Raw genomic sequence first — 19,419 nt, forward strand, 5'->3', positions numbered from 1 at the left:
GTTACTCATGCGCTTTTCCCTCTTCGTCCACATGGAGCGCTGGGACGAGTCAGTCTCGCACCAGGAATGCTTCGAAAACCTGACGGAGCTCGCCCTCATCGCCGAGGCCGGTGGCTTCAGCACCGTCTGGATCGGCGAGCACCACTCGATGGAATACACCATCTCGCCGAGCCCCATGCCGCAGCTCGCCTACCTTGCGGCAAAGACGTCGAAGATCCGGCTCGGAGCCGGCACCATCATCGCGCCGTTCTGGAACCCTCTCCGGGTGGCGGGGGAGTGCGCGCTCCTGGACGTCATCAGCAACGGCCGCGCGGAGGTAGGGCTGGCACGCGGCGCGTACCAGTTCGAATTTGACCGCCTGATGGGCGGCATGTCCGCGGTCGACGGCGGCAAGCACCTCCGCGAGCTTGTCCCCGCCGTCCGCGCGCTCTGGGAAGGCGACTATGCGCACGACGGCGAGGTGTGGCAATTCCCCACGTCCACCAGCGTCCCGAAGCCGGTCCAGAAGCCCACCCCGCCCATGTGGATCGCGGCCCGGGACATTTCCTCCCACGAATTCGCCGTTGCCAACGGCTGCAACGTGATGGTGACTCCGCTGATGAAGGGCGACGAGGAAGTCGAGGACTTGGCACGCAAGTTCGACTCCGCCGTCGAAAGCAACCCCGGTGTTCCCCGCCCGGACCTGATGGTGCTGCGCCACACCCACGTCCACTCCGAAGATGAGCCCGAAGGCTGGCGCCGCCCGGCCGAAGGCATCAACAAGTTCTACCGGACCTTCGATGCCTGGTTCGGCAACAAGACTGCGCCCACCAACGGCTTCCTGGAGCCGAGCCCCGAGGAAAAGTTCGCCGGGCGCCCGGAATTCACGCCGGAATCCCTGCACAAGACGGCCATGATCGGCACGCCGCAGGAGATCATCGAGCGTCTTCGCCACTACGAGGCCCTGGGTGTCACCGAATTCAGCGTCTGGTCGGACAACAGCCTGACCCACGAGGAAAAGAAGCGTTCACTCGAGCTCTTCATCGAACACGTCGTCCCGGCGTTCCAGGAGCAGCCCGCCGCGGTTGCGCGCTGATCCACCACAACTGAACCTGCGGCAGATCCGGCCGCAGGCGTCGTTTCGAGAGCCGATCGGGGACTTCCCTGGTCGGCTCTCGTTGTGCTTTCTCCAATTCCCTCTTGTGGGGCAGCATGGCAAGCTCTAATATATTAGTTAATACGCATAGCTATATCATGTTGGTTTCCTGCCGTCAGGTGAACCGGCCTGGTTTGGATGTGCCATGCCCGGATCCCGCCCCGCCCGAACCTGGGCGGGGCCTGGAGTGGATGATTGTCATCTCGATGAGGAGTAGAACAGCATGCAGCAACTCGCGCACCGTCTTGAACGGCTGGGCACGGAAACTGCCTTCAGCGTCGCGCAGGCCGCGGCGTCCTGGAAGGCGCAGGGGAACCTCGTGTATCCCTTCCACCTGGGCGACATCAACATCCCCACCGCCCCGCACATCGTCGAGGCCATGAACAAGGCGATTGCCGACGGCTACACGGGCTACTGCCCCGGCCCCGGCATTCCGCAGCTGCGGGAGGCCCTTGCCGAGGACCTCGGCTCCCGCCGCGGCATCACGTTCTCCCCTGACAACGTGGTGGTGATGACCGGTGGCAAGCCGGTGATCACCAAGTTCCTGCAGGCCGTCATGAACCCCGGCCAGGAAGTGCTCTACCCGAACCCGGGCTTCCCGATCTACGAATCCCAGATCGAGTACCTGGGTGGGACGGCTGTTCCTTACCGTTACGTGCCCACCGAGTCCGGCTTCGCGATCGACCTCGACCAGGTGCGCGCATCGATCACGGCGAACACGGTCGCCATCATCTACAACGATCTGCAGAACCCCATCTCGGCCGAGTCCACCGCCGCGGAGCGCGAGGCCATCGCCCAGATCGCCCAGGAGCACGATCTGTGGGTCCTCTCCGATGAGGCCTACTTCGAGACCCGCTACGAAGGCGTCTCGCAGTCGATCGCCTCGCTGCCCGGCATGGCCGAACGGACAGTCATCCTCTACACCTTCAGCAAGAAGTTCGCCATGACCGGGTCGCGCCTTGGTTGCGCCGTCGCGCCCCTGGAAATCGCCAAGGTCCTCAGCACGCTCAACACCAACGACGAATCCTGCACCACGCATTACGTGCAGTGGGCCGGCATCGAAGCGCTCCGCGGCCCCCAGGAGCCAGTCCAACAGATGCTGGACATCCTGCGCGAACGCAGGGATGCGGCCTGCGAACTGGTGAACGCCATCCCGGGCATGCACGTCGCCGTGCCGCAGTCCACGTTCTACCTGTTCCCGGACGTTACCGAAACCATGAAGCGCATGGGCTTCACGGCAGTGGGTGATTTCGCCACCGAAGCCCTGTACAAGACCGGTGTTTCCTTCTGTACCCGGGAACACTTCGGCCGGCGCCTGCCCGGCGAAGAGCGGCAGTACATCCGGCTCGCGTACTCAGGCATCGACGTTGCCAACATCCGCGAAGGCCTCGGCCGCCTGAGCCAGTGGATTGAGTCGGCATGAGCCGGGTCGTCGTTACGGGGCGTATCCCCGAAGCAGCCATCGAGAAGCTTCGCGCCGAGCACGATGTGGATGCCTGGCAGGGCCCGGAGTCCATCAGCCGCGAGGAGCTTCTGCGCCGGGTGGCGGGGGCGGACGGCATCGTCAGCCTGCTCACCGAGCGCGTCGACGCCGAACTGCTGGACGCCGCCGGCCCGCAGCTCAAAGTCGTGGCGAACGTTGCCGTCGGTTACGACAACATCGATGTGCCGGCCTGCACCGAACGTAGCGTCATCGCCACCAATACGCCCGGCGTGCTCACCGACGCCACCGCTGACATCGCGCTGAGCCTGATCCTCATGGCCACCCGCCGGCTTGGCGAGGGCGAGCGGCTCATCCGTTCCGGTGAAGCCTGGAAGTGGGGCATGTTCTTCCTGCTGGGCAGCAGCCTGCAGGGCAAGACCCTGGGCGTTGTGGGCATGGGCGGCATCGGCCAGGCCACCGCACGGCGCGCCAAGGCCTTCGGCATGGAGATCGTCTACCAGTCACGCAGCGAAATCGACCCTGCCATCGCCGAAGAACTTGGCGCCCGCAGGGTTGAACTCGACGAGCTGCTGGCCATTTCCGACGTCGTCTCCCTGCACTGCCCGTACGGGCCTGCCACGCACCACCTGATCGGTGCCGAGCAGCTCGCGGCAATGAAGGACTCGGCATTCCTGGTCAACACCGCCCGTGGGCCGATTGTGGACGAAGCAGCCCTCGCGTCCGCGCTCCGGGACGGCGTCATCGCCGGAGCCGGGCTGGACGTCTACGAGAAGGAGCCGCAGGTCGACTTCGGCTTGCTCGGGCTCGACAACGTGGTCCTGCTGCCGCACCTCGGCTCCGCCACGGTGGAAACACGCACCGCGATGGCCATGCTCGCTGCAGACAACGCCCTTGCCGTGCTGAGCGGGGAACGGCCAGCCACGCCGATCCGCTAGAAAAATGACCAGGGCCTGGGCGGGGTGATTGCAGCACCCCGCCCAGGCCCTTTTTGTGCCCTGACAGGGGGCGTATCTCCTCGTATTTCCAATGTATCGCCTGGGGTGGGGCTTGCGGCAAGGCCCCGGGTGGGCCGGATAATCGTTCGCCGGAGGCCGCCACACCAGCGCGGCCCCATGGAGGATGGGGAGCACCGAGGGTGAAGCACCAGGTAGTCGTTGTGGGAAGCGGGCCCACCGGGCTCATGCTGGCCGGTGAGCTGGCACTCGCCGGGGTGGATGTGGCAGTGGTTGAGCGGCGTCCCACCCAGGAGCTCGCCGGCGCGCGGGCAGGTGGCCTCCACGCCCGCACCATCGAGGTGCTGGACCAGCGGGGCATCGCGGACCGGTTCCTTGCCGAAGGGCAGGTGGCCCAGGTGGCGGGGTTCGCCGGCACCCGTTTCGACCTCACCGGATTTCCCACCCGCCACCCGTACGGGCTCGGGCTGTGGCAGAACCACATTGAACGCATCCTGGCCGGCTGGGCGGAGGAGCTGCCCGTGGCCTTCCACCGCGGTACTGAGGTGACGGGCGTTGTCCAGGACGGCGCCGGCGTCGAGGTCTCCCTTGCGGACGGCCGGACGCTGCATGCGGACTTCGTTGTAGGGTGCGACGGCGGCCGCAGCCTTGTGCGGAAGGCTGCGGGCATCGAATTTCCCGGCTGGGATCCCACCACCAGTGCGCTGATCGCCGAGGTGGAGATGACCGGGCAGCCGGAGTTTGGCGTCCATAAGAATCCGTTCGGCATCCACTCCTTCGGCCGGCGGGAGTACACCATCCAGGAGGGCAAGGTGGTGTACGCGGACAGCGGACCGGTGGCGGTCATGGTCACCGAGGAGCACGTGGGCGCAGCGGAGCCGGGACTGGCTGACCTGAGCGCGGCCCTCACCGCCGTGTGCGGAACCGACTACGGTGCCCACAGTCCTACGTGGATTTCCCGCTTCACTGATGCCACCCGGCAGGCCGCCACCTACCGCAAGGGGCGGGTCCTGCTGGCCGGGGACGCGGCGCACATCCATGCGCCCGACGGCGGCCAGGGCCTTAATATCGGCGTGCAGGATGCCGTGAACCTGGGCTGGAAGCTGGCGCAGGTGCTCCGGGGGACGTCGCCGGAAAGCCTGTTGGACACGTATCAGGCAGAGCGTCATCCCGTGGCGGCTCGGGTGCTGCGCAACACCATGGCCCAGTCGGTGCTGCGCCGCCCGGACCCGAGGATTGCCGCCGCCGGAGAGGTCATGGCCGAGCTGCTGGGCATGGAGGAGCCGCGCCGCCGGTTCGCCGGCATGCAGTCAGGCCTGGACGTCCACTACCACCTCGGCGAGGGCCACCCGCTGCTGGGACGCCGGATGCCGGACCTGGACCTGGAGACACCGGCCGGCCCGCGGCGGATGTACGCGCTGCTGCACACTGCACGCCCGGTCCTGCTGAATCTTGGCGCTGCCGGCACCTTTGACTCCATACCCCTGCCGCCCGCAATTCAACTGGTGGACGCCACCTACGGGGGTGAGTGGGAGCTGCCGGTCCTCGGAACTGTCCCCCCGCCGTCGGCCGTGCTTGTGCGCCCGGACGGCTACGTGGCGTGGGTGGGGAAGGGAACCGCGTCGGGCCTTGCCGAGGCACTGTTTCGGTGGTTCGGGCCCTCTCGGTAGGGGAACCGAGCGGATGAGAACCCTTTCCAAGACGTTAGGGCCGTCCAGGGGCCAACCTCCACTGGGGCTGACTCGGTGAAAAAGTGAAGTTTTAAAGACTGTCGCTTTTCCAGACGCTGACCAACGGAATACAAGATTTGCTCGCTTTTGGGCAACTCCAGGCGATGCCCGTTCATCTGTCTCATAACTAAGAATGAGTACACAATCTTTGCCAGATGGTTATGCAACATAGTTACGAGAATCGGGCTTGTCAGCGTGAAATCCAAGATTCCGCAGAAGGTCTGGGTATGCCGAGGTCAGGCAATTATGCGCTCGTCGAGACGTCTCATTTCCCAAGGGATACGAGACCGAGGAGCGAGCCGTGTGGTGAAGCGAATAGCAACATCTGCCGGCCGTGCTTAGCGGTCGGACTCCGGGCTTCGGAGCCGGCGCTTGACGAAGATTGCCCTCATGACGAACACAATCACCAGGACTAGCACTGCGCCTGCCGCTGTGATTAGTTCGGTCGGGAGGCCCGTTCCGGTGGCCGCCGCGGCCGGGGACGCTGATGGTGTCGCCGTGCCCGCGGTGTTTGTGGCGCTGGCGGTGAACGTGAAGGTTCCTTCGATGGGGTGGCCGTCGGAGGAAACAACGCGCCAGACCACTGTGTATTTACCTTCCGGAGCGCTGGTTTTCACTGCCTGGGTGACGTGGTTGTCGACGATGGCCACGGGACCGTCTGCCTGGTCGGTGCCGGTGGCATCTTCGACGCGGACGACGGAGCCGATGGCAAGCGGTGTGTGGTTGAAGGTTAGGCCGATCTTCGTGGGAACGGTGCGGACTGCGGAGCCGTTGGCGGGGTCGGTGGTCTCGGGGACATCGTGGGCTTGCGCCGCCGCGGCGGGAATCATCAGGAACGCTGTGGTGGCGAGGATCAGCAGGCATTGGGCGAGCCTGCCCCGCGAAGCGGAGCGGTGTGTCGTTTTCATTGCGGGTTCTTTCAGGAGCGGGCGCGGGGGGCTGGTGCTACTTGGCTGCGGTGCGAGTTCGCCGGCTGGCCAGGACCAGTCCCAGCGCGGCTGCGCCGAGGATCAATCCGGCAGCGCCCAGGACGATACCCCACACGGCTGCCGCATCGCTGGAAGTCTCCGAGGTGTGGGTCGCGGCTGCCGGGGATGCTGCCGCCGGAGATGCGGTGGGGGCGGTTCCGTCTTCGGCGGTGGTGGTGAAGGACGGGGCCGGGTGCTTGGGCTCGGGCTGGCCCTCGGCACTTTGTTCGTCCCAGTTAACGACGCTCCCATCGGTGTAGGTCTGGGCAGCCTTCAGGGTCACGGTCGTCCCGGCTGCGGGGAGTTTGCCCACGGAAAGCGAGAACGCCTGGTATTCGTTCTGACCGATCTGGTGGGTTGCGTCGGCGTTCCAGACTACGGAGCTCGGGGCCTTGGTGACGGTGGTCCCGGACACGGTGACCGGCTTGGGCAGGTCGCTGGTGATGACCTGGGCGCTCCAGCCCTCGACGGGTTTGACCGAGACCGAGGTGAAGGGAGTGTCGGTGGGCAGCTTGACTTCGAGTTTGCTGGTCTTCGCGGTCGGGGATTCGTTCGGGACGTTGAATGTCAGGTGCGTGTAGCCGTTGGCTCCGGTGTCGTCAGGGTTCACGGTGATGTGGGCAGAGGCGGCGGTGGCACCCAGGGCGATCATCCCGGCGGTCGCGGTGGCGGCGGTGAGGGTTTTGAGGGTACGACGGATTGAGGTTTTCATGAACATGCCTTCCAAAAAGTGGGTGCGCCAAAGGGCCGCGGATGCGGCGGCGCAAGAGAGAGGAAACACGGCTGACCGGCAGCGAGGCCTTGCTTGTGGGCAGGGCCGGCGGATCAGCGGCGTAGGGTGAGGTGCCGCTCAGAGAGAAGCGGGCTGAACACGCGGCGGCCCGCGCCGGGCGGGCAGCCGCAGGCTTCTCCACCGGGAAGGAATGACGGTCAGGCGCGGGGCTGGAAGGTGCGGCCAGTCGGGAATGACCACCGCCGTCAGGATCCGATCCGGATCAGGGGACACAGCCATGCGGCCAGCGCCCACACGGCTGCCTCGCCGCCGGCCACGATCAGGGCGGTGGCCAGAGTCGCTGCGGCGTGCAGGATTAGCATCAGCGCCCCCGGGCTGCGGCGTGCTCCGGCATCTGAACCCCCGCTAAAGGGGGCACCGGTCCGGTGCCGTGCAGATGCCCGCCGGGACCGGGAGTGAACGCTGCTGACACCGACAGGGCATTGAAGGCCTCGTGCAGGACCAGTTCGCCGGCGGCGAGAAGCCCGACCATCACAGGGGCGGTGATCCTTATTTTGGCCAGGATCATCACCGGTGCCAGCACCAGGGCGACGAGTCCGGCGAAAATGGCCGGCTCGGGCAGGGAACCGCCGGCTGGCACGTGGGCTCCGGCGGCCAGAGGGAACATGGCGGCGGTAAAGGTGACTGCACGAGGGAACGGGAAATATTGGGTCCTTAGGCATGGTCGCGGGACATTGATTTCCATCGCGCGCCCCTAGACCGTGTTTTCCTGCCGGAATTCTGCAGAGGCCTTCTCCTGCGCTGGCGGGATCTGATGACGAGCACGGCCGACAGGACGCAGCTGGAGAGCAGGATGATCCCTGCGTTGTGTTGGTCTGCGGCGGGGACGGGCCCCCAAACTCGTCCGAGACCTGAAAACCACTCTTGTTCGATGACATCGGGATTGAGGAATCGGACACCTATCGCTCCGATTCCTGCTAATCCGGCTGTAAGTCCAGCCAAGCGGTGTCGAAGGTGTTCAGGTTCCTCTCCTCCCTCTTGTAGGGCATTGGCGAGGAGGATCCCGAGCGCAAGGAAAAGTATTAGGCCGAATTCATGGACCACATGCTCGGCCAGGCTCAACCTGAGTGCGGGCGTCAGATAGAACAGGATGGTCACTGATCCGAGCACGAGCCCGGAGAACAATGGCCCAGATGCGATGGCGGTGTTTTGAAGCCATAGGACGCTTTCCCGCGCTCCGGTGCTTCCATCTTCCCTCGCCGGCAGAACCGTAAGGGCGAGCCGCAGCGGCCGGGAAGCGACAAGCAGCCACGGCACTGCATAGGCCAAAGCCATCGTGGCAGTGGCGTGCACGCTGAGAAGCACCGGCCCGTAAACGGCGGGGAATCCGGAGGTGATGAAGGTCAGGAGTATCAGCGCACTAAACCAGCTGAACAAGCGGTGTCGGGGCCACGGGTCGTGGGAACACCGGGCGCGGCTGTAGGCCCAGCCGTAAAAGAGTGCCGCCAGGATCGCCGCGGTAATCCACAGCCAGTCCGGGCGCCATTGGGTAAGCCATGCTGACGCGGTTAATTCAGGTGGCAGCAGATAGCCGGTGAGGATCTGGGCCGGGGTTGCCTTGGGGTCCGGTTCCAGGGGCACGGGGGAAGGGCTACGGGACAAGGCGACGGCAAGGCCCATAACCGCCCCCATAATGACCAGTTCGAGGATCAGAACCCGCCACAGCAGACGGGACCGACGGTGCGTAGTGGTCAATCTGGGGATTATCCAGCACCGGTGTAGGAGGCCGATCGCTCCCAGGAGCAGCGTAGCGGCCGTCTTTAGAAGGAGGAGACCGCCGTATGGGGAGAGGAGCCCCCCGATACCGCCGAGACGGTAAATGGCACTGATCGTTCCCGTGATCAGCACGAGTGCGAAGGCCAGTCCGGCCAGGGCTGAAAAACGGGAGAGAACCGTCTGCGCTGTGGAACCGTCGGCATCAGCCGTGCCAAGGGCAGGAATGATGCATGCCAGCACGAGGATTCCCCCGACCCAGACTGTCCCGGCCCCGACGTGCAGGCCCAAGGCGTTGCTGGCTCCGATGTGGTCGACGCCACCGGAAGCGTGGCCGATTGCTGCAGTCGCCGGAACGATGCTGGAGAGCGCAAGCACGGCAGCGGACAGGAGTCCGGCCGCAGAGCGCACGGCAACGACCAGCATGCTCACCAGGACCGCGATGAACAAGATCGTCAGCCGTGCCCGGCCGACCCCGACGCCGGTCACGAATAATCCGAGCTGGTCTGCGAAGTCCGCCCCGGCGCTGAGGGGAATACCGGCCACATCGGCATACGTCAGGACAAGGACGGCCAAGGCGGCCAGCACCCACACGGCCGCGGCCCATAATGCCACTGTCAGGGCCCGGCCGAAGGCGGGGCCCTGATCCGGCTCCGGTTTGCGGGGCAGGATGACCGCGGTGAAAATCAGCGATCCAACGACGGCTGCAAGGGCGAGGTGATGCAACACCAGAACGGGCGCTAGCCCCCACCGGACAATGATGCCGGGGTCTGACAGAACGCGCTCTCGAGCCGCCCCGGTACCCTTCAGTCGTCATCGGTCTTTCAAGGTTCTGGTCGAGCTTCCCGGACCCGGAGCAGGGTCCCCGATTCCGGGGCATACCCTCTCCTGTGCGCTCAAGGTGTGGCGGAAGGCGGTCCCGCCGTTCAGAGCCCGGCCGGGAATGTGTAGTTCGGATCGATGAAAGCCGGCTCTTTCCCGTACACCAGCGCGATCCGGTCATGGGCGGCCAGGGCAACACCTGTCACGTCCCACGTCTTGATCTTTCCGTTGACGTACACCGTCCACTTGTCCGCTTCGGAGCTGCAGTCCGGGCCGATACATCCGGTGCCGCCGAGCATTCCCCATTCCTGCAGGAGCTGGCCCAGGGTGTAGCGCTGGCCGGCCGTGGGGGCTTCGATGTGGATGATTCCCGAGGTGTCGTGGGTGTGCAGGGGGGAAATGCCGTTGGGTTTACCGTCCGGGCCGAGGGTGACCCCGATGCCCCCGGGAACCGTGACGGGTTTGCCGTGCACGACGACGTCTAGGTGGGCATGAAAATGTTCCGCCGTTCCCTCGGCCGTGAGGACCTGCAGCCCTGCGGCCTCGATCCTCCCGGCCGCCCCGGCAGGATCCAGCGCCCAGCTGGTCGCGGACGGCCCGGTGGGAGGGGGGGCCGACGCGGGTACGCCAGGCGCCACGGCCGAGGTCGTCCCCGGCGCCGAGGACGACGCGGTACCGGAACACCCGGCAAGGGCCAAGGCAGCCAGTGCTGTGACGGTCAGGGTCATCCAACGCTGTTTCATACCGAAGGGGTGGGCCTTTCGAACCAGACGGGTCCGGCGCTGTGGGAGGGCGCCGGGGGCGGGGGGCGTCAGCAGCTGCAGCTTTGCGCTCCGTTGCCCGGTTTTTCCCTGTTCTGGCTGGTGGTCCCGGCGAGCATTTGGTCGGCCATGGTGGACGCGAGCCGGTATGCCTCCTCGACGGGGATGACCGTCCCTTCGGGGTGGTTTTCGAGCCATGGTCCTGCCTCATCGGGTGAGGCGAAGAAGTGGACCTGGTTGCAGAAGGAGGACCGGACCGAGCTCATGTCCTCCGGGTTGACCAGGGAGACCACGGCTGTAGCCGGTTCGACGCTGGTGACACCGGAGCTGTCAACGCGCACCCGAACCGGTGTTCCGGTTGATTTGTAGGCGGACTCGATCCGGGCGGGGGCGCCGAGGAGGGTCGGGAAAATCAGGGTGTCGAGTGCGCACCAGGTGTAGAGCTGTTCGCCGCCGACTTCGAAGCGGTGCTGCGTGGGACGCTGAGTCAGGCCCTGCCCGACGATCCGGCCTGAACCGTCGTATTCGGTGTCGGCCATGGCCTCAAGCGCCGCGCGGATTTCCTCGACGGGCCGCCCGGTCGCGGCGGCAAGGTCCGCGATGTCGACCGGGTCACCCAGGGCGAGGAGCTTCATCAGCGGCAACCACAGCCAGGGCTGCATGCCGGTCTCCCCGGTGGCGAGGCGTTCAGTAACGTGGCTAATGTCGTTCGTCATGATTTGTTCCTTCGAGTTTTTGAGGTTGACGGGAAAAGGGTCAGGAGGCGCAGCAGGAGAGTTTGGAGACGTCCGTTTTGAAGGACTGGGCGGCGATTTTGATACCTTCGGCCATCGTCAGGTACGGGGACCAGAGGTTCGCGACCTGATCCACGGTCATCCCGGCCTCCAGGATGTACACGCCGGCCGCGGCCAGGTCACCGGCTTCCTTACCCACGGCCGTGATGCCCACGATCCGGCCGGTGCTGTTGTCGGCGACGATCTTGATGAACCCGCGGGTGTCACGGTTTACGAGGGCACGGGGCACGTATTCCAGCGGCAGGACCCGGCATTCGCAGCGGATGCCCGCCTCGTTGGCTTCCTTGTCGGTCATGCCGACAGCGGCCAGGGCTGGGCTGGTGAAGGTGACCCGGGGCAGGTGCCGGTAGTCGACCTCGCGGCCGACCTGGTTGAATGCGTTCTCCACCATCAGGGTGCCGTGCGAGGCTGCGACATAGACGAATTCCCGGTGCCCTGTCACGTCCCCGGCGGCCCAGATCCTGGGGTTGGTGCTCGCCAGCGTGTCCTGGACTAGGACTTCGCCGCGATCCCCGGTCTTCACGCCCACGATGTCCAGGTTAAGACCCTCGGTGACCGGGCGCCGGCCCATGGCCACGAGGAGCCGGGTGGCCCGGAATTGTTCCTGCCCGCCGGAGACCGTCGCGGTTGCGACGACTTCCCCGGTGGCTGGGTCGGTGTGCACCGCGGAAACCGTGGCACGGCGGACGACGCGTATACCCTCGTCGGCGAAAACGCTCATCAGGGCCCGGGACGCTTCCGGTTCCTCGGCCGAGGCCAGGCGGGAACGGACCAGCATGGTGACCTTGGACCCGAGGCGGGCGAAAAGCTGGGCCTGTTCCAGCGCCACGTATCCGCCGCCGAACACCAGCAGTGATTCCGGTACCTCGTCCAGTTCCATGGCCGTGGTCGAGGTCAGATACTCGACATCCTGAAGGCCCTCGATCGGAGGCGCCCAGGGGGTCGAGCCGGTCGCAACCAGATAGTGCTCGGCGCGCACTTCACTGCGGGCACCATCCGCTCCAGTGACTTCCAAAACCGGTTCCTGCGGACTGCCGGCGAACGCGGCGTTGCCCTGGCGCAACTCCCACCCGTACTCGGCGGCCAGGTCCACGTACTTGTCGGCTCGCATCGTCTCCACCAGGGAACGTTTTCCCTCGATGAGCGCGGCCATATCGACCGGTTCGGATGTAGTGCTGATCCCGGGGAACCGGCCGGAGGCATCCAGTGCCACATGCCGCGCCTCCGCCGCTGCCAACAGCGCCTTGGAGGGAACACAACCGGTATTCACGCAAGTCCCGCCGACGGTGGACCGCTCCACCATCAGCACCCGCTTGCCCAGGTTGGTGGCTCTGATCGCGGCGGCGAACGCACCGCCGCCTGAGCCGATCACTGCCAGATCATAATCAAACGCTGCTGCTGCTTCAGTCATGAGATCTTCCTATAGTCATAGAGGACAATGCCGTTCAATGCCCAGTCTGCACATTGACCTACAGGGCAAGGTCAAGAGAGCGGTGAACCAATAAGGCCCCAACCGCTTGGTCAAAGGGTAGTGGCGCCGGCGCCCGGAAAACCGAGGTCACGTACTGCCTCTACGGCATCAGCGAGCCGCCCGCTCTCACCGCGCTGCAACCGGACCGTCACGATTTCGGCCGCGGAATCGATATTTTCGACCGTGATTCCGGGCCAGCTCTCAAGTTCCTCGCGGACTGCGTCATCGGCCGCGATAGCGCAGCAGCCCCCGCCAATGGGTGCGGCGCCGTCCAAGCCGGGCACGGAAAGAACACGCGTCTGCCAGTCCTGGCGATCATCAGCCGGAGCGGCGAGGGAAGCGGGTGAGGCGTGGGTAGTCATCTTGTATCCCCGGGCAAAAGTAGGTTTGGAAAGGGTGCCGTTACAGGCAAAGCGCCGGCCGAAATGACGTCGACCCGGCTTACAGTGCCGGTCCCGATAATGGGCCGGCTTTGCCGTATCCCCATTCTCAACCTTCCCCTATAATGGAATGTCAAGCAGTGGTTCAACACAGCGACCAAACATCTACAGCAGGAGCACATGATGCGTATCGGTGAGGCCGCAGCGGCTGCAGGCATGACCACCAAGACCCTTCGGTTCTACGAGGACCGGGGACTTCTCCCGCCCGCCCATCGCGCTACCAACGGATACCGCGACTACGGCGGCGAAGCCATCACGCGGCTTGAATTCATCCGCAGGGGCCGCGCCGCGGGCCTAACCCTGGCCCAGATCAGTGACATCCTCACCGTCCGTGACCATGGCACCGCCCCCTGCACCCATGTCAGGGATCTGCTCGCCCGGCAACTCGCTGACCTCGACGCCCAGATCGCCGAACTTACCGCCCTCCGCGCAGCAGTCGCGGAATTCCACGACACCGCGGCCGCCGGCGACCCCAGGAAATGTGATCCCGACCAAATCTGCAGCTATCTTTAAGAACTCCGCCTCAGGCACGGAGTACGGGAACGACCGTTCGCAAGGCATTCTGCGCCAACTGTGCAGCAATGAGCGGCATTGACGATCTTATGGCCGAGTCCAACGAGGGCCGGACAGTGGCCATGCGACGAGCCGAAGGCGTCCAGGACAACGGGAGGCCATAAAGAGGTATTACACCCGTTACTGCCCGCTTGGACTGCACTCTCCGTGGCTGTGGGGCAGCAATTGGAGCCCTGATTTTTCCCGAATACTGCAGACAAAGGACCTAACCTTCTGGCACTTGGGATTTCACTCGCCGCATGTACTGCCTTGGATTGGCGGCCTGATCTACAACGCGAAGAAAGTTGTGCCGGCTGTGCAGTCCGGAAGAATCGACGTGCTGCTCTCTTTGGAGAGCGACGAACGAAAGCGCATCCGCCGGCAGATCACGGGAAAAGCACCACTAGATATCGAGCACCTTCCGGTCGTCAGGGCCGCTGCGGTGCAACTTCGCAAGAACGTTGCCACCCAGCTACTGGTGCAACCAATGATCCCGCTCATCTTCATTCCTCAAGCCGTAAATTTCGCTAGACGTGGAGACAGCCGTTCGGGTGGTTCATGACCATCGGCGCGGCAGGATTGGTCATAGGCCTTGGGTTCGTTGCCCGTGACTTTCGACGTGCGGGCCGTTTCTTGGCGATAACTGGCGAGCAAGCCCGGCGAAGCTGACGCCCGGCCCTAAGCACGGCAACCACGGTGATCGGTCAGGCGCTCTCCACTACCGATGCATCCCAGTTGCCGGTACAGGATCCCCTTACGGGAGAGTTGAATTCCTGTGTCTCATAACCTCAGTGCCTCGAATCCCTAGCGATGCAAGACAGTTCAAGTCCAGGGATCAATGGGTGCGGGCTGTGCAGACGACTTTGGACATTCCGTGCAGCCGACTTCGAAAACTGACAGATCCGCACCGTTTCGCGTAATCTTCGCGTCCCGGATGTTATGCCAAAACGCCCGCCATAGAAGGAGGTCACAGGCGCAACTTTCGGTACGGTGCTCGGATGGAAATCGGATATGCGCGAGTCTCAACGGCGAAGCAGGACCTAGGGCGGCAACTGGATGCGCTGGCGGTCGCCGGGATCACCAAAGTGTTCGCCGATAAGAAGTCCGGAGCCACAAGGGACCGGCCCGGCCTTCAGGGGGCGTTGGACCATGCCAGGGCTGGTGATGTGATCGTGGTGCATACTTTGGACCGACTGGGGCGCACGGTGCGGGACACTCTGAACCTGATGCACGAGCTCAAAGGTCGCGGGGTGGGCGTCCGGACGCTGGCTGATCCCTTGCCAATCGACACATCGGACCCGGACAGCCCCATGGCGCAGCTGGCGGTGGTGATGCTGGCACTTTTCGGAGAGATGGAACGAACCTACGCAACCGAACGGGCATCCCATGCGAGGGCGGTGGCGACGGCACATGGCCGGCGGACGGGCCGGCCTTCCGTTGTCGATCCCGACAAGCTTGAACACGCTGCCATGCTGCGGGAGAAGGGTATCCCGATGCGGGAAATTGTCAGCAAAACGGGGCTGGCCCGAACAACGCTGTACCGCCACCTACCGCCTCGCCACGACGATAAGGACTAAGACCTAAGTCGGCTCATGGCGCCAGGGGGCCTTCATCGTCCTCTTCCGCCTCACGTAAGCGAATTCGTTCGTGTGCGGCTTCGAGCTCTTCGCCCACGGCTTCCTCGTCCCCGATTCTTGCGATGTGGTAGTTGAAGAAGTCCGCGGAAGTGTGGATGAAGATTCGAGAGACAATCTCCCCCAGCAGTGGCAGTTCCTGACGTGTGTAGTAAGTGGCCACATCAAGGTTTGCGGACACCCACCGAACCTTCCGGAAAAGGCTCATCACTACGCCGACTGACGGCTTGTACAGGTCAAGAGCCAGGTCCTGTATTACTCGCTGCGAGGTCCATAGGAGCCCGTTGTCAACCAGTTCCGATTGGATTGCGTCGGCCGCTCGTTCCTTGATCGAGATCAGCCGGCGCACGTCTTCCGAGACCGAAGCCCTTGCAGCAAGTGCAGACCACTCCTTGTACGTATTGACCTCGGCGTCATCGTTCCAAAGCGAATCTAGGTGCTCGTATCTGCCAGCCCCGTTGGCGAACCGCTCGACCATGTTCGTGAGGTCGGGGTCTAGGGCGTCCAGCGGGCGGACGAGGTATCCCCTCTTACGCCGCGCGATGCCGGGGCCCGACGGGGGCATCGGCAACTTTTCAACCGCGTTGAGGAGGTTCCCAATTTTATGGGAGTAGTCACGCAGCCTCGGGAACTCGCCAGCGACCGCGTACCCGTTGCAGGCAATAGCCAGCTTGCACAGGCGCTCCAATCCGGACGAATACGAGTGCATCCCAACATGAAGTGCGTAATTCTGATCTTTGCTGCCCCAGGGGAACAAATCAGGAGCCGTCGGGACAGAACACAGCCTACGAAGCCCGACCAAGGCCAGATCGGAGGCGAACTGAGTTTCGGCGACAAGGCTCTCCCAGATAGGCAGCGTCATGCGGCGATTCATGCCGAGTCCGCCCGTTTCCAAGCAAAACTAGTTAGTGCCCTGGTATCCTCGCCCCTACTCAAATACTCAAATGAGTAATTACTCATCTGGAAACGAATCTATGTAAGCGGTCAGGAACTCTTTGACGCTTTGATTGCGCTTGGCAGCGAGGATTTTGAGCTTGGCATGCTTACTTCTGGGGACTTCAAAGTTCACCCGCTGAAGCTGTTCGGCTGGAACCTCGTCCTTGAGGCTTTCCATCAATTTGGCTTTGGCTGTGGCGGACTGACTGGGGCGACCAGTGGACAATTTGGAAAAACTACTCATTTACTCATTTCCTCATTTACTCACAAGTGCAAGGAGTTCGCTGGTGAGCTCTTGGATCTCTTTGGCCCCTGGAGATCCCGGGAAGTCTTCCAGGATGGTTGATCCCCCGGCAGCGGTTCCTGGATAGTCAACGCGCTGGTGCACCCGGGACTGCAGGACGGGGAGGTTGTAGCCTTCCAGGATCCCGGAAACTTCCTTACCTATATTCGTTCCAGTAATGGCGCGGGAAACAACAAAAGCTGCCTGCAGCTTTCCGTCCGTTATTTCGATTCGCTGCTTCACCAGGTCAACCAAGTCGGATGTTGCCCAGATGTCATAAGGCGAGGGCTGCACGGGGATAAGCGCGAAGTCGCTGGCTTTGATGGCTGACACTGCGAGGTCTGCTGCTTGTGGGGCTCCATCGATGATGACAAAGTCCACGGGGGCGATGCTCTTCAGGTCCCGCTCGATGGTTGGCCGGTCCATTCCGACTACTGGCATCGGATGATCCTCGCGGGCTGCGGCCCAGTCCCGCGCACTGCCTTGGGGATCTGAGTCAACAAGCAGCACCGTATGGCCGGCAAGCCTCAGCGCCGTGGCGAGATGCGTGGCAATTGTGGTTTTGCCGGCTCCGCCTTTTTGGTTGAGAACTGCGATGACTTTCACGTGGCGTCCTGTTCTGTCCAAACTCAAATGAGTATTTGAGGAAATACTCATTTGAGTGTCGCATGAGTAGATGAGTATTTGAGAGAAGCTAGGGGAGCGGCGTGTCCCTGTAACCTTGGCGAGATATGGCGCTTTGCGCCTTCTCGAGTTCGGTGCCAAGTTCCGCAGCGAGGTTGGCCGCCCGGGTCAGGTGGTCGGCCGCCGTGGCGACGCTCTGGACCGGGTCCTGCCCGTCGTCTTCGTAGACCTCGTATTCGTTGAGTGATTTTCCAAGTGATCGTGCCAGCTGCGTGCATGCTTGGGGGAGCAAGTGTCCCATGCCCTTAAGGTTCCCTAGGACGCTGTACACGGTTGGAGCAGCATAGACCTGCGTAAGGGTGAGGTGATTGATTGCCCGAATAGCCTCATAGGCTTCATCTGCTGCGCGAACCACTTCGGGCGTTTCGTTGTCCATTGGTCGTCTCCTTGTCTGTATGGGTGTCTCGTCCGGCCGCCCTGGGCTATGCGGGCGGGGCTTTCTTGGCTTTCAACTGCGATACGCGCTGCGTGGAGATGCCGAGCATGCGGGCTACTTCGGTGATGGTGAAGTCCTCGCTCAGTTCGGCGATGACGGCACGGGATTCCGCGGCTCCCTTTGTCGATAGTTCCTGGGCCTTCTCCAGGTCGTCCCGTGCCTGGGTCCAGCGTTCCATGATGTTTCCAGGCGCTCTCAGGGTGACGTGCACCGTTACCTCTTCCGGATCGAGGTTGAGCGTCGTGGCCACGAGGTCGGCAGCGATGTCCTGGATGTCTTTTGCGCGGCTGGCCCGGGCTGCCTGGTTGATTTGATGGATACGTATCTCCCACCATTTGCCCTCTTTATGGGCGATTGCTTCAAACTCACGTTTGGTTGTCATGCGTTGGGGGAGTCCTTTCCTGGCGTCCGGGCAGCTGTCCGTGTCTACGCTAGTCCCCCTAGAGCAGTTGTCGCAGGGGGGCTAGCAGGATTCCTCGTTGAGCTGGTACAAGCCCGTAAAACCGGCAGGGCGTGGGTGAGGTGTGGGCCATCCCCCCACACGAATCAGTTGAATCTCTTTGAGCGTGTAAAAGGGCTCCGTAACGAGATGCTTGTGCATGTAGGCGCAGCGGCCATCGGCCTGCAGCTCGTGGTCTTGCTCGATGCGCTCTTGCTCGCTTCTGCGGGCGCGGGCACGTTCGGCTCCCCAGTTGGAATGGCATGCCGGGCAGTAGGCGACTTCGTAACCTTCCGGGTCAAATACGGTGGGGAACCGCTCCGCGTCGAATAGCGTGAGCTGGCCGGCCAACTCCATCATGATCCTTCCTTTTCGCTGTCAATACTCAATTGAGTAAATGATTAGATACTCATTAGAGGGTAAGAATTTTGTCGGGTCGGAAGCCTGACCATGAATCTGAATCGGTGACTACGACAGGCGCGGCCATGTGGCCGGCCTGCCGGAAAGTGTCCCTCTCCGTCGTTGTCATCTCCTTGACCTGGTACATGATTCCCTGACGGGTCAAAGCCTTTTTGGTGGCCGTGCAGTTACTGCACTCACGGCCTGTTTCATCGGTGATGGTGTAGACGGTGATGCTCATGGTTCCGGCTCCCTTGGGATCGGGGGTGGCCAGGGTTCCAGGCCACCATTGGCTGGCTAGACGAATTCAGCGGCGGGAAGGCGGATGTCGAACAACTTTTCAGCGAGGCGGATCAGGTGGGTTGGGGCGTCGGTGTCCCAGCCGTGTTCCGCGCGTCCCAGATAAATAGCGGTGCCTGCTACCTCGGGCAGATAGAGGCCTGTCTCCCGAAGCAATTGCCCGGCGCGTACGTTGGGGCGGAGGTTCCGGGTGTTGGCCCTGAGGTAGACCTGCCAGTCGCCGTTGACAATGCAGTCCAGCTGTCCGTACAGCGCTTCAAGAGTGCCGTGGCGGACGTCTTGGGGGTTGGCTGTGACTCCGTCGCTGAGTCGGGCGGGGATAACCAGGGCGGTGCACTTGCGGATCATGGGGGTGCTCCTTCACTCGTGGCGGATAGCGGCGGGGACGTATGCCCGCAGGGTTTCCTTATCGATCCAGAAGTGCTGGCGTCCGGTTCCTCCGGCGGCTACGTAGTCACCACTGAGGATGTTGTTGGTGGCTCCGAAGGTCTGGAACCACTTGTCTTCATGGTCGAAGGTGACGGCGTTTCCGCTTGCGTAAGTGGTTTCGGTGAGCATTTTCGATTCCTCTCGGTGGGCTGCTGATATCTCTACTCTAGTCCCCCTAGGAACATTTATTCAAGCCCCCCTAGGAAAATATGCCTGTATGCGCCGCTCCTGGCAGTGGTGGTCCCCGCCAGTAGCTCGCTGGGAGCCCCCATGTGCCTTAGAACCCAGCCGTACTGCCCCGGT

Annotated in this window: 24 protein-coding genes; 7 read left to right on the forward strand and 17 right to left on the reverse strand. The window is 63.4% G+C overall.

Annotation, left to right across the window (positions count from 1 at the left end; genetic code table 11):
- Positions 1-7 precede the first annotated feature (7 nt).
- The 4 genes from UC32_RS18365 to UC32_RS18380 all read left to right on the forward strand — a co-directional run bounded on the left by UC32_RS18365 (position 8) and on the right by UC32_RS18380 (position 5,202).
- Positions 8-1,075 carry an LLM class flavin-dependent oxidoreductase gene (locus tag UC32_RS18365; protein WP_045732615.1) on the forward strand — a complete coding sequence of 356 codons (1,068 nt, stop codon included), beginning with the start codon at positions 8-10 and terminating at the stop codon, positions 1,073-1,075.
- 283 nt (positions 1,076-1,358) lie between these two features.
- Entirely contained in the window at positions 1,359-2,558 is a 1,200-nt protein-coding gene (locus tag UC32_RS18370; protein WP_045732616.1) for a pyridoxal phosphate-dependent aminotransferase, read from the forward strand.
- Positions 2,555-3,514, forward strand: coding sequence for a 2-hydroxyacid dehydrogenase (locus UC32_RS18375; RefSeq protein ID WP_045732617.1), 960 nt, complete (start codon positions 2,555-2,557; stop codon positions 3,512-3,514). Before UC32_RS18370 ends, UC32_RS18375 begins: the two co-directional genes overlap by 4 nt.
- Positions 3,515-3,714: 200 nt before the next feature.
- The gene (locus tag UC32_RS18380) at positions 3,715-5,202 is read left to right on the forward strand and encodes an FAD-dependent monooxygenase (protein ID WP_082072212.1); all 1,488 of its coding nucleotides are present in this window, start codon (positions 3,715-3,717) and stop codon (positions 5,200-5,202) included.
- A 398-nt stretch (positions 5,203-5,600) separates the two neighbouring features.
- On the opposite strand, the gene UC32_RS18385 is transcribed toward UC32_RS18380, so the two are convergent.
- From UC32_RS18385 to UC32_RS18420, 8 genes are all read right to left on the reverse strand, one after another.
- Positions 5,601-6,170 carry a copper resistance CopC family protein gene (locus UC32_RS18385; protein WP_012623530.1) on the reverse strand — a complete coding sequence of 190 codons (570 nt, stop codon included), beginning with the start codon at positions 6,168-6,170 and terminating at the stop codon, positions 5,601-5,603.
- A 37-nt stretch (positions 6,171-6,207) separates the two neighbouring features.
- Positions 6,208-6,942, reverse strand: a complete 735-nt coding sequence (locus tag UC32_RS18390) for a YcnI family copper-binding membrane protein (RefSeq protein WP_012623529.1) — start codon at positions 6,940-6,942, stop codon at positions 6,208-6,210.
- Between the two features lie 382 nt (positions 6,943-7,324).
- Positions 7,325-7,630, reverse strand: coding sequence for a copper resistance protein CopC (locus UC32_RS21020; protein WP_235423701.1), 306 nt, complete (start codon positions 7,628-7,630; stop codon positions 7,325-7,327).
- Between the two features lie 47 nt (positions 7,631-7,677).
- Positions 7,678-9,462, reverse strand: a complete 1,785-nt coding sequence (locus tag UC32_RS18400) for a cytochrome c oxidase assembly protein (protein WP_235423702.1) — start codon at positions 9,460-9,462, stop codon at positions 7,678-7,680.
- A gap of 200 nt (positions 9,463-9,662) precedes the next feature.
- A complete protein-coding gene (locus tag UC32_RS18405; protein WP_235423703.1) occupies positions 9,663-10,286 on the reverse strand; it encodes a hypothetical protein in 624 nt (207 codons plus the stop codon).
- An 83-nt stretch (positions 10,287-10,369) separates the two neighbouring features.
- Entirely contained in the window at positions 10,370-11,035 is a 666-nt protein-coding gene (gene merB, locus UC32_RS18410) for an organomercurial lyase MerB (protein ID WP_012623506.1), read from the reverse strand.
- 40 nt (positions 11,036-11,075) lie between these two features.
- A complete protein-coding gene (gene merA, locus UC32_RS18415) occupies positions 11,076-12,524 on the reverse strand; it encodes a mercury(II) reductase (RefSeq protein ID WP_012623505.1) in 1,449 nt (482 codons plus the stop codon).
- 110 nt (positions 12,525-12,634) lie between these two features.
- Positions 12,635-12,946 carry a hypothetical protein gene (locus UC32_RS18420; protein ID WP_012623504.1) on the reverse strand — a complete coding sequence of 104 codons (312 nt, stop codon included), beginning with the start codon at positions 12,944-12,946 and terminating at the stop codon, positions 12,635-12,637.
- A gap of 201 nt (positions 12,947-13,147) precedes the next feature.
- Between UC32_RS18420 and UC32_RS18425 the strand changes: the two genes are divergently transcribed.
- The 3 genes from UC32_RS18425 (at position 13,148) to UC32_RS18430 (ending at position 15,153) form a co-directional block, all read left to right on the forward strand.
- Positions 13,148-13,537 carry a heavy metal-responsive transcriptional regulator gene (locus UC32_RS18425; RefSeq protein WP_012623503.1) on the forward strand — a complete coding sequence of 130 codons (390 nt, stop codon included), beginning with the start codon at positions 13,148-13,150 and terminating at the stop codon, positions 13,535-13,537.
- A gap of 280 nt (positions 13,538-13,817) precedes the next feature.
- Positions 13,818-14,138: a hypothetical protein gene (locus tag UC32_RS21025; RefSeq protein WP_235423704.1), complete on the forward strand. Its 321-nt coding sequence runs from the start codon at positions 13,818-13,820 to the stop codon at positions 14,136-14,138.
- A gap of 436 nt (positions 14,139-14,574) precedes the next feature.
- A complete protein-coding gene (locus UC32_RS18430; protein WP_045732618.1) occupies positions 14,575-15,153 on the forward strand; it encodes a recombinase family protein in 579 nt (192 codons plus the stop codon).
- A 13-nt stretch (positions 15,154-15,166) separates the two neighbouring features.
- Here UC32_RS18430 and UC32_RS18435 read toward each other — a convergent pair whose 3' ends face one another.
- From UC32_RS18435 to UC32_RS18475, 9 genes are all read right to left on the reverse strand, one after another.
- Positions 15,167-16,072 carry a hypothetical protein gene (locus tag UC32_RS18435; protein WP_152642663.1) on the reverse strand — a complete coding sequence of 302 codons (906 nt, stop codon included), beginning with the start codon at positions 16,070-16,072 and terminating at the stop codon, positions 15,167-15,169.
- A 90-nt stretch (positions 16,073-16,162) separates the two neighbouring features.
- A complete protein-coding gene (locus tag UC32_RS18440; RefSeq protein ID WP_045732620.1) occupies positions 16,163-16,390 on the reverse strand; it encodes a hypothetical protein in 228 nt (75 codons plus the stop codon).
- A 12-nt stretch (positions 16,391-16,402) separates the two neighbouring features.
- Positions 16,403-17,035: a ParA family partition ATPase gene (parA, locus tag UC32_RS18445; protein WP_045732621.1), complete on the reverse strand. Its 633-nt coding sequence runs from the start codon at positions 17,033-17,035 to the stop codon at positions 16,403-16,405.
- Positions 17,036-17,123: 88 nt separating this feature from the next.
- Positions 17,124-17,489 (reverse strand): hypothetical protein, encoded by a 366-nt coding sequence (locus tag UC32_RS18450; RefSeq protein ID WP_045732622.1) that lies wholly within the window; start codon positions 17,487-17,489, stop codon positions 17,124-17,126.
- Positions 17,490-17,535: 46 nt separating this feature from the next.
- The gene (locus UC32_RS18455) at positions 17,536-17,931 is read right to left on the reverse strand and encodes a hypothetical protein (RefSeq protein WP_045732623.1); all 396 of its coding nucleotides are present in this window, start codon (positions 17,929-17,931) and stop codon (positions 17,536-17,538) included.
- A gap of 81 nt (positions 17,932-18,012) precedes the next feature.
- Entirely contained in the window at positions 18,013-18,348 is a 336-nt protein-coding gene (locus UC32_RS18460) for a hypothetical protein (RefSeq protein ID WP_045732624.1), read from the reverse strand.
- A gap of 52 nt (positions 18,349-18,400) precedes the next feature.
- Entirely contained in the window at positions 18,401-18,628 is a 228-nt protein-coding gene (locus UC32_RS18465; RefSeq protein ID WP_045732625.1) for a glutaredoxin domain-containing protein, read from the reverse strand.
- Between the two features lie 56 nt (positions 18,629-18,684).
- Entirely contained in the window at positions 18,685-19,035 is a 351-nt protein-coding gene (locus tag UC32_RS18470; RefSeq protein WP_045732626.1) for a hypothetical protein, read from the reverse strand.
- A 12-nt stretch (positions 19,036-19,047) separates the two neighbouring features.
- A complete protein-coding gene (locus tag UC32_RS18475) occupies positions 19,048-19,245 on the reverse strand; it encodes a hypothetical protein (protein ID WP_045732627.1) in 198 nt (65 codons plus the stop codon).
- Between the last annotated feature and the right edge of the window lie 174 nt (positions 19,246-19,419).

The organism is Pseudarthrobacter chlorophenolicus (assembly GCF_000962805.1).
Classification (GTDB): domain Bacteria; phylum Actinomycetota; class Actinomycetes; order Actinomycetales; family Micrococcaceae; genus Arthrobacter; species Arthrobacter chlorophenolicus_A.

Excerpts from the sequence above, each read along its gene's own strand:
- UC32_RS18365 (WP_045732615.1), top strand. The coding sequence starts at position 8 with ATGCGCTTTTCCCTCTTCGTCCACATGGAGCGCTGGGACGAGTCAGTC.
- UC32_RS18370 (WP_045732616.1), top strand. The coding sequence starts at position 1,359 with ATGCAGCAACTCGCGCACCGTCTTGAACGGCTGGGCACGGAAACTGCC.
- UC32_RS18375 (WP_045732617.1), top strand. The coding sequence starts at position 2,555 with ATGAGCCGGGTCGTCGTTACGGGGCGTATCCCCGAAGCAGCCATCGAG.
- UC32_RS18385 (WP_012623530.1), bottom strand. The coding sequence starts at position 6,170 with ATGAAAACGACACACCGCTCCGCTTCGCGGGGCAGGCTCGCCCAATGC.
- UC32_RS18390 (WP_012623529.1), bottom strand. The coding sequence starts at position 6,942 with ATGAAAACCTCAATCCGTCGTACCCTCAAAACCCTCACCGCCGCCACC.
- UC32_RS21020 (WP_235423701.1), bottom strand. The coding sequence starts at position 7,630 with ATGTTCCCTCTGGCCGCCGGAGCCCACGTGCCAGCCGGCGGTTCCCTG.
- UC32_RS18405 (WP_235423703.1), bottom strand. The coding sequence starts at position 10,286 with ATGACCCTGACCGTCACAGCACTGGCTGCCTTGGCCCTTGCCGGGTGT.
- merB (WP_012623506.1), bottom strand. The coding sequence starts at position 11,035 with ATGACGAACGACATTAGCCACGTTACTGAACGCCTCGCCACCGGGGAG.
- merA (WP_012623505.1), bottom strand. The coding sequence starts at position 12,524 with ATGACTGAAGCAGCAGCAGCGTTTGATTATGATCTGGCAGTGATCGGC.
- UC32_RS18420 (WP_012623504.1), bottom strand. The coding sequence starts at position 12,946 with ATGACTACCCACGCCTCACCCGCTTCCCTCGCCGCTCCGGCTGATGAT.
- UC32_RS18425 (WP_012623503.1), top strand. The coding sequence starts at position 13,148 with ATGCGTATCGGTGAGGCCGCAGCGGCTGCAGGCATGACCACCAAGACC.
- UC32_RS18430 (WP_045732618.1), top strand. The coding sequence starts at position 14,575 with ATGGAAATCGGATATGCGCGAGTCTCAACGGCGAAGCAGGACCTAGGG.
- UC32_RS18435 (WP_152642663.1), bottom strand. The coding sequence starts at position 16,072 with ATGACGCTGCCTATCTGGGAGAGCCTTGTCGCCGAAACTCAGTTCGCC.
- UC32_RS18440 (WP_045732620.1), bottom strand. The coding sequence starts at position 16,390 with ATGAGTAGTTTTTCCAAATTGTCCACTGGTCGCCCCAGTCAGTCCGCC.
- UC32_RS18450 (WP_045732622.1), bottom strand. The coding sequence starts at position 17,489 with ATGGACAACGAAACGCCCGAAGTGGTTCGCGCAGCAGATGAAGCCTAT.
- UC32_RS18455 (WP_045732623.1), bottom strand. The coding sequence starts at position 17,931 with ATGACAACCAAACGTGAGTTTGAAGCAATCGCCCATAAAGAGGGCAAA.
- UC32_RS18460 (WP_045732624.1), bottom strand. The coding sequence starts at position 18,348 with ATGATGGAGTTGGCCGGCCAGCTCACGCTATTCGACGCGGAGCGGTTC.
- UC32_RS18465 (WP_045732625.1), bottom strand. The coding sequence starts at position 18,628 with ATGAGCATCACCGTCTACACCATCACCGATGAAACAGGCCGTGAGTGC.
- UC32_RS18470 (WP_045732626.1), bottom strand. The coding sequence starts at position 19,035 with ATGATCCGCAAGTGCACCGCCCTGGTTATCCCCGCCCGACTCAGCGAC.
- UC32_RS18475 (WP_045732627.1), bottom strand. The coding sequence starts at position 19,245 with ATGCTCACCGAAACCACTTACGCAAGCGGAAACGCCGTCACCTTCGAC.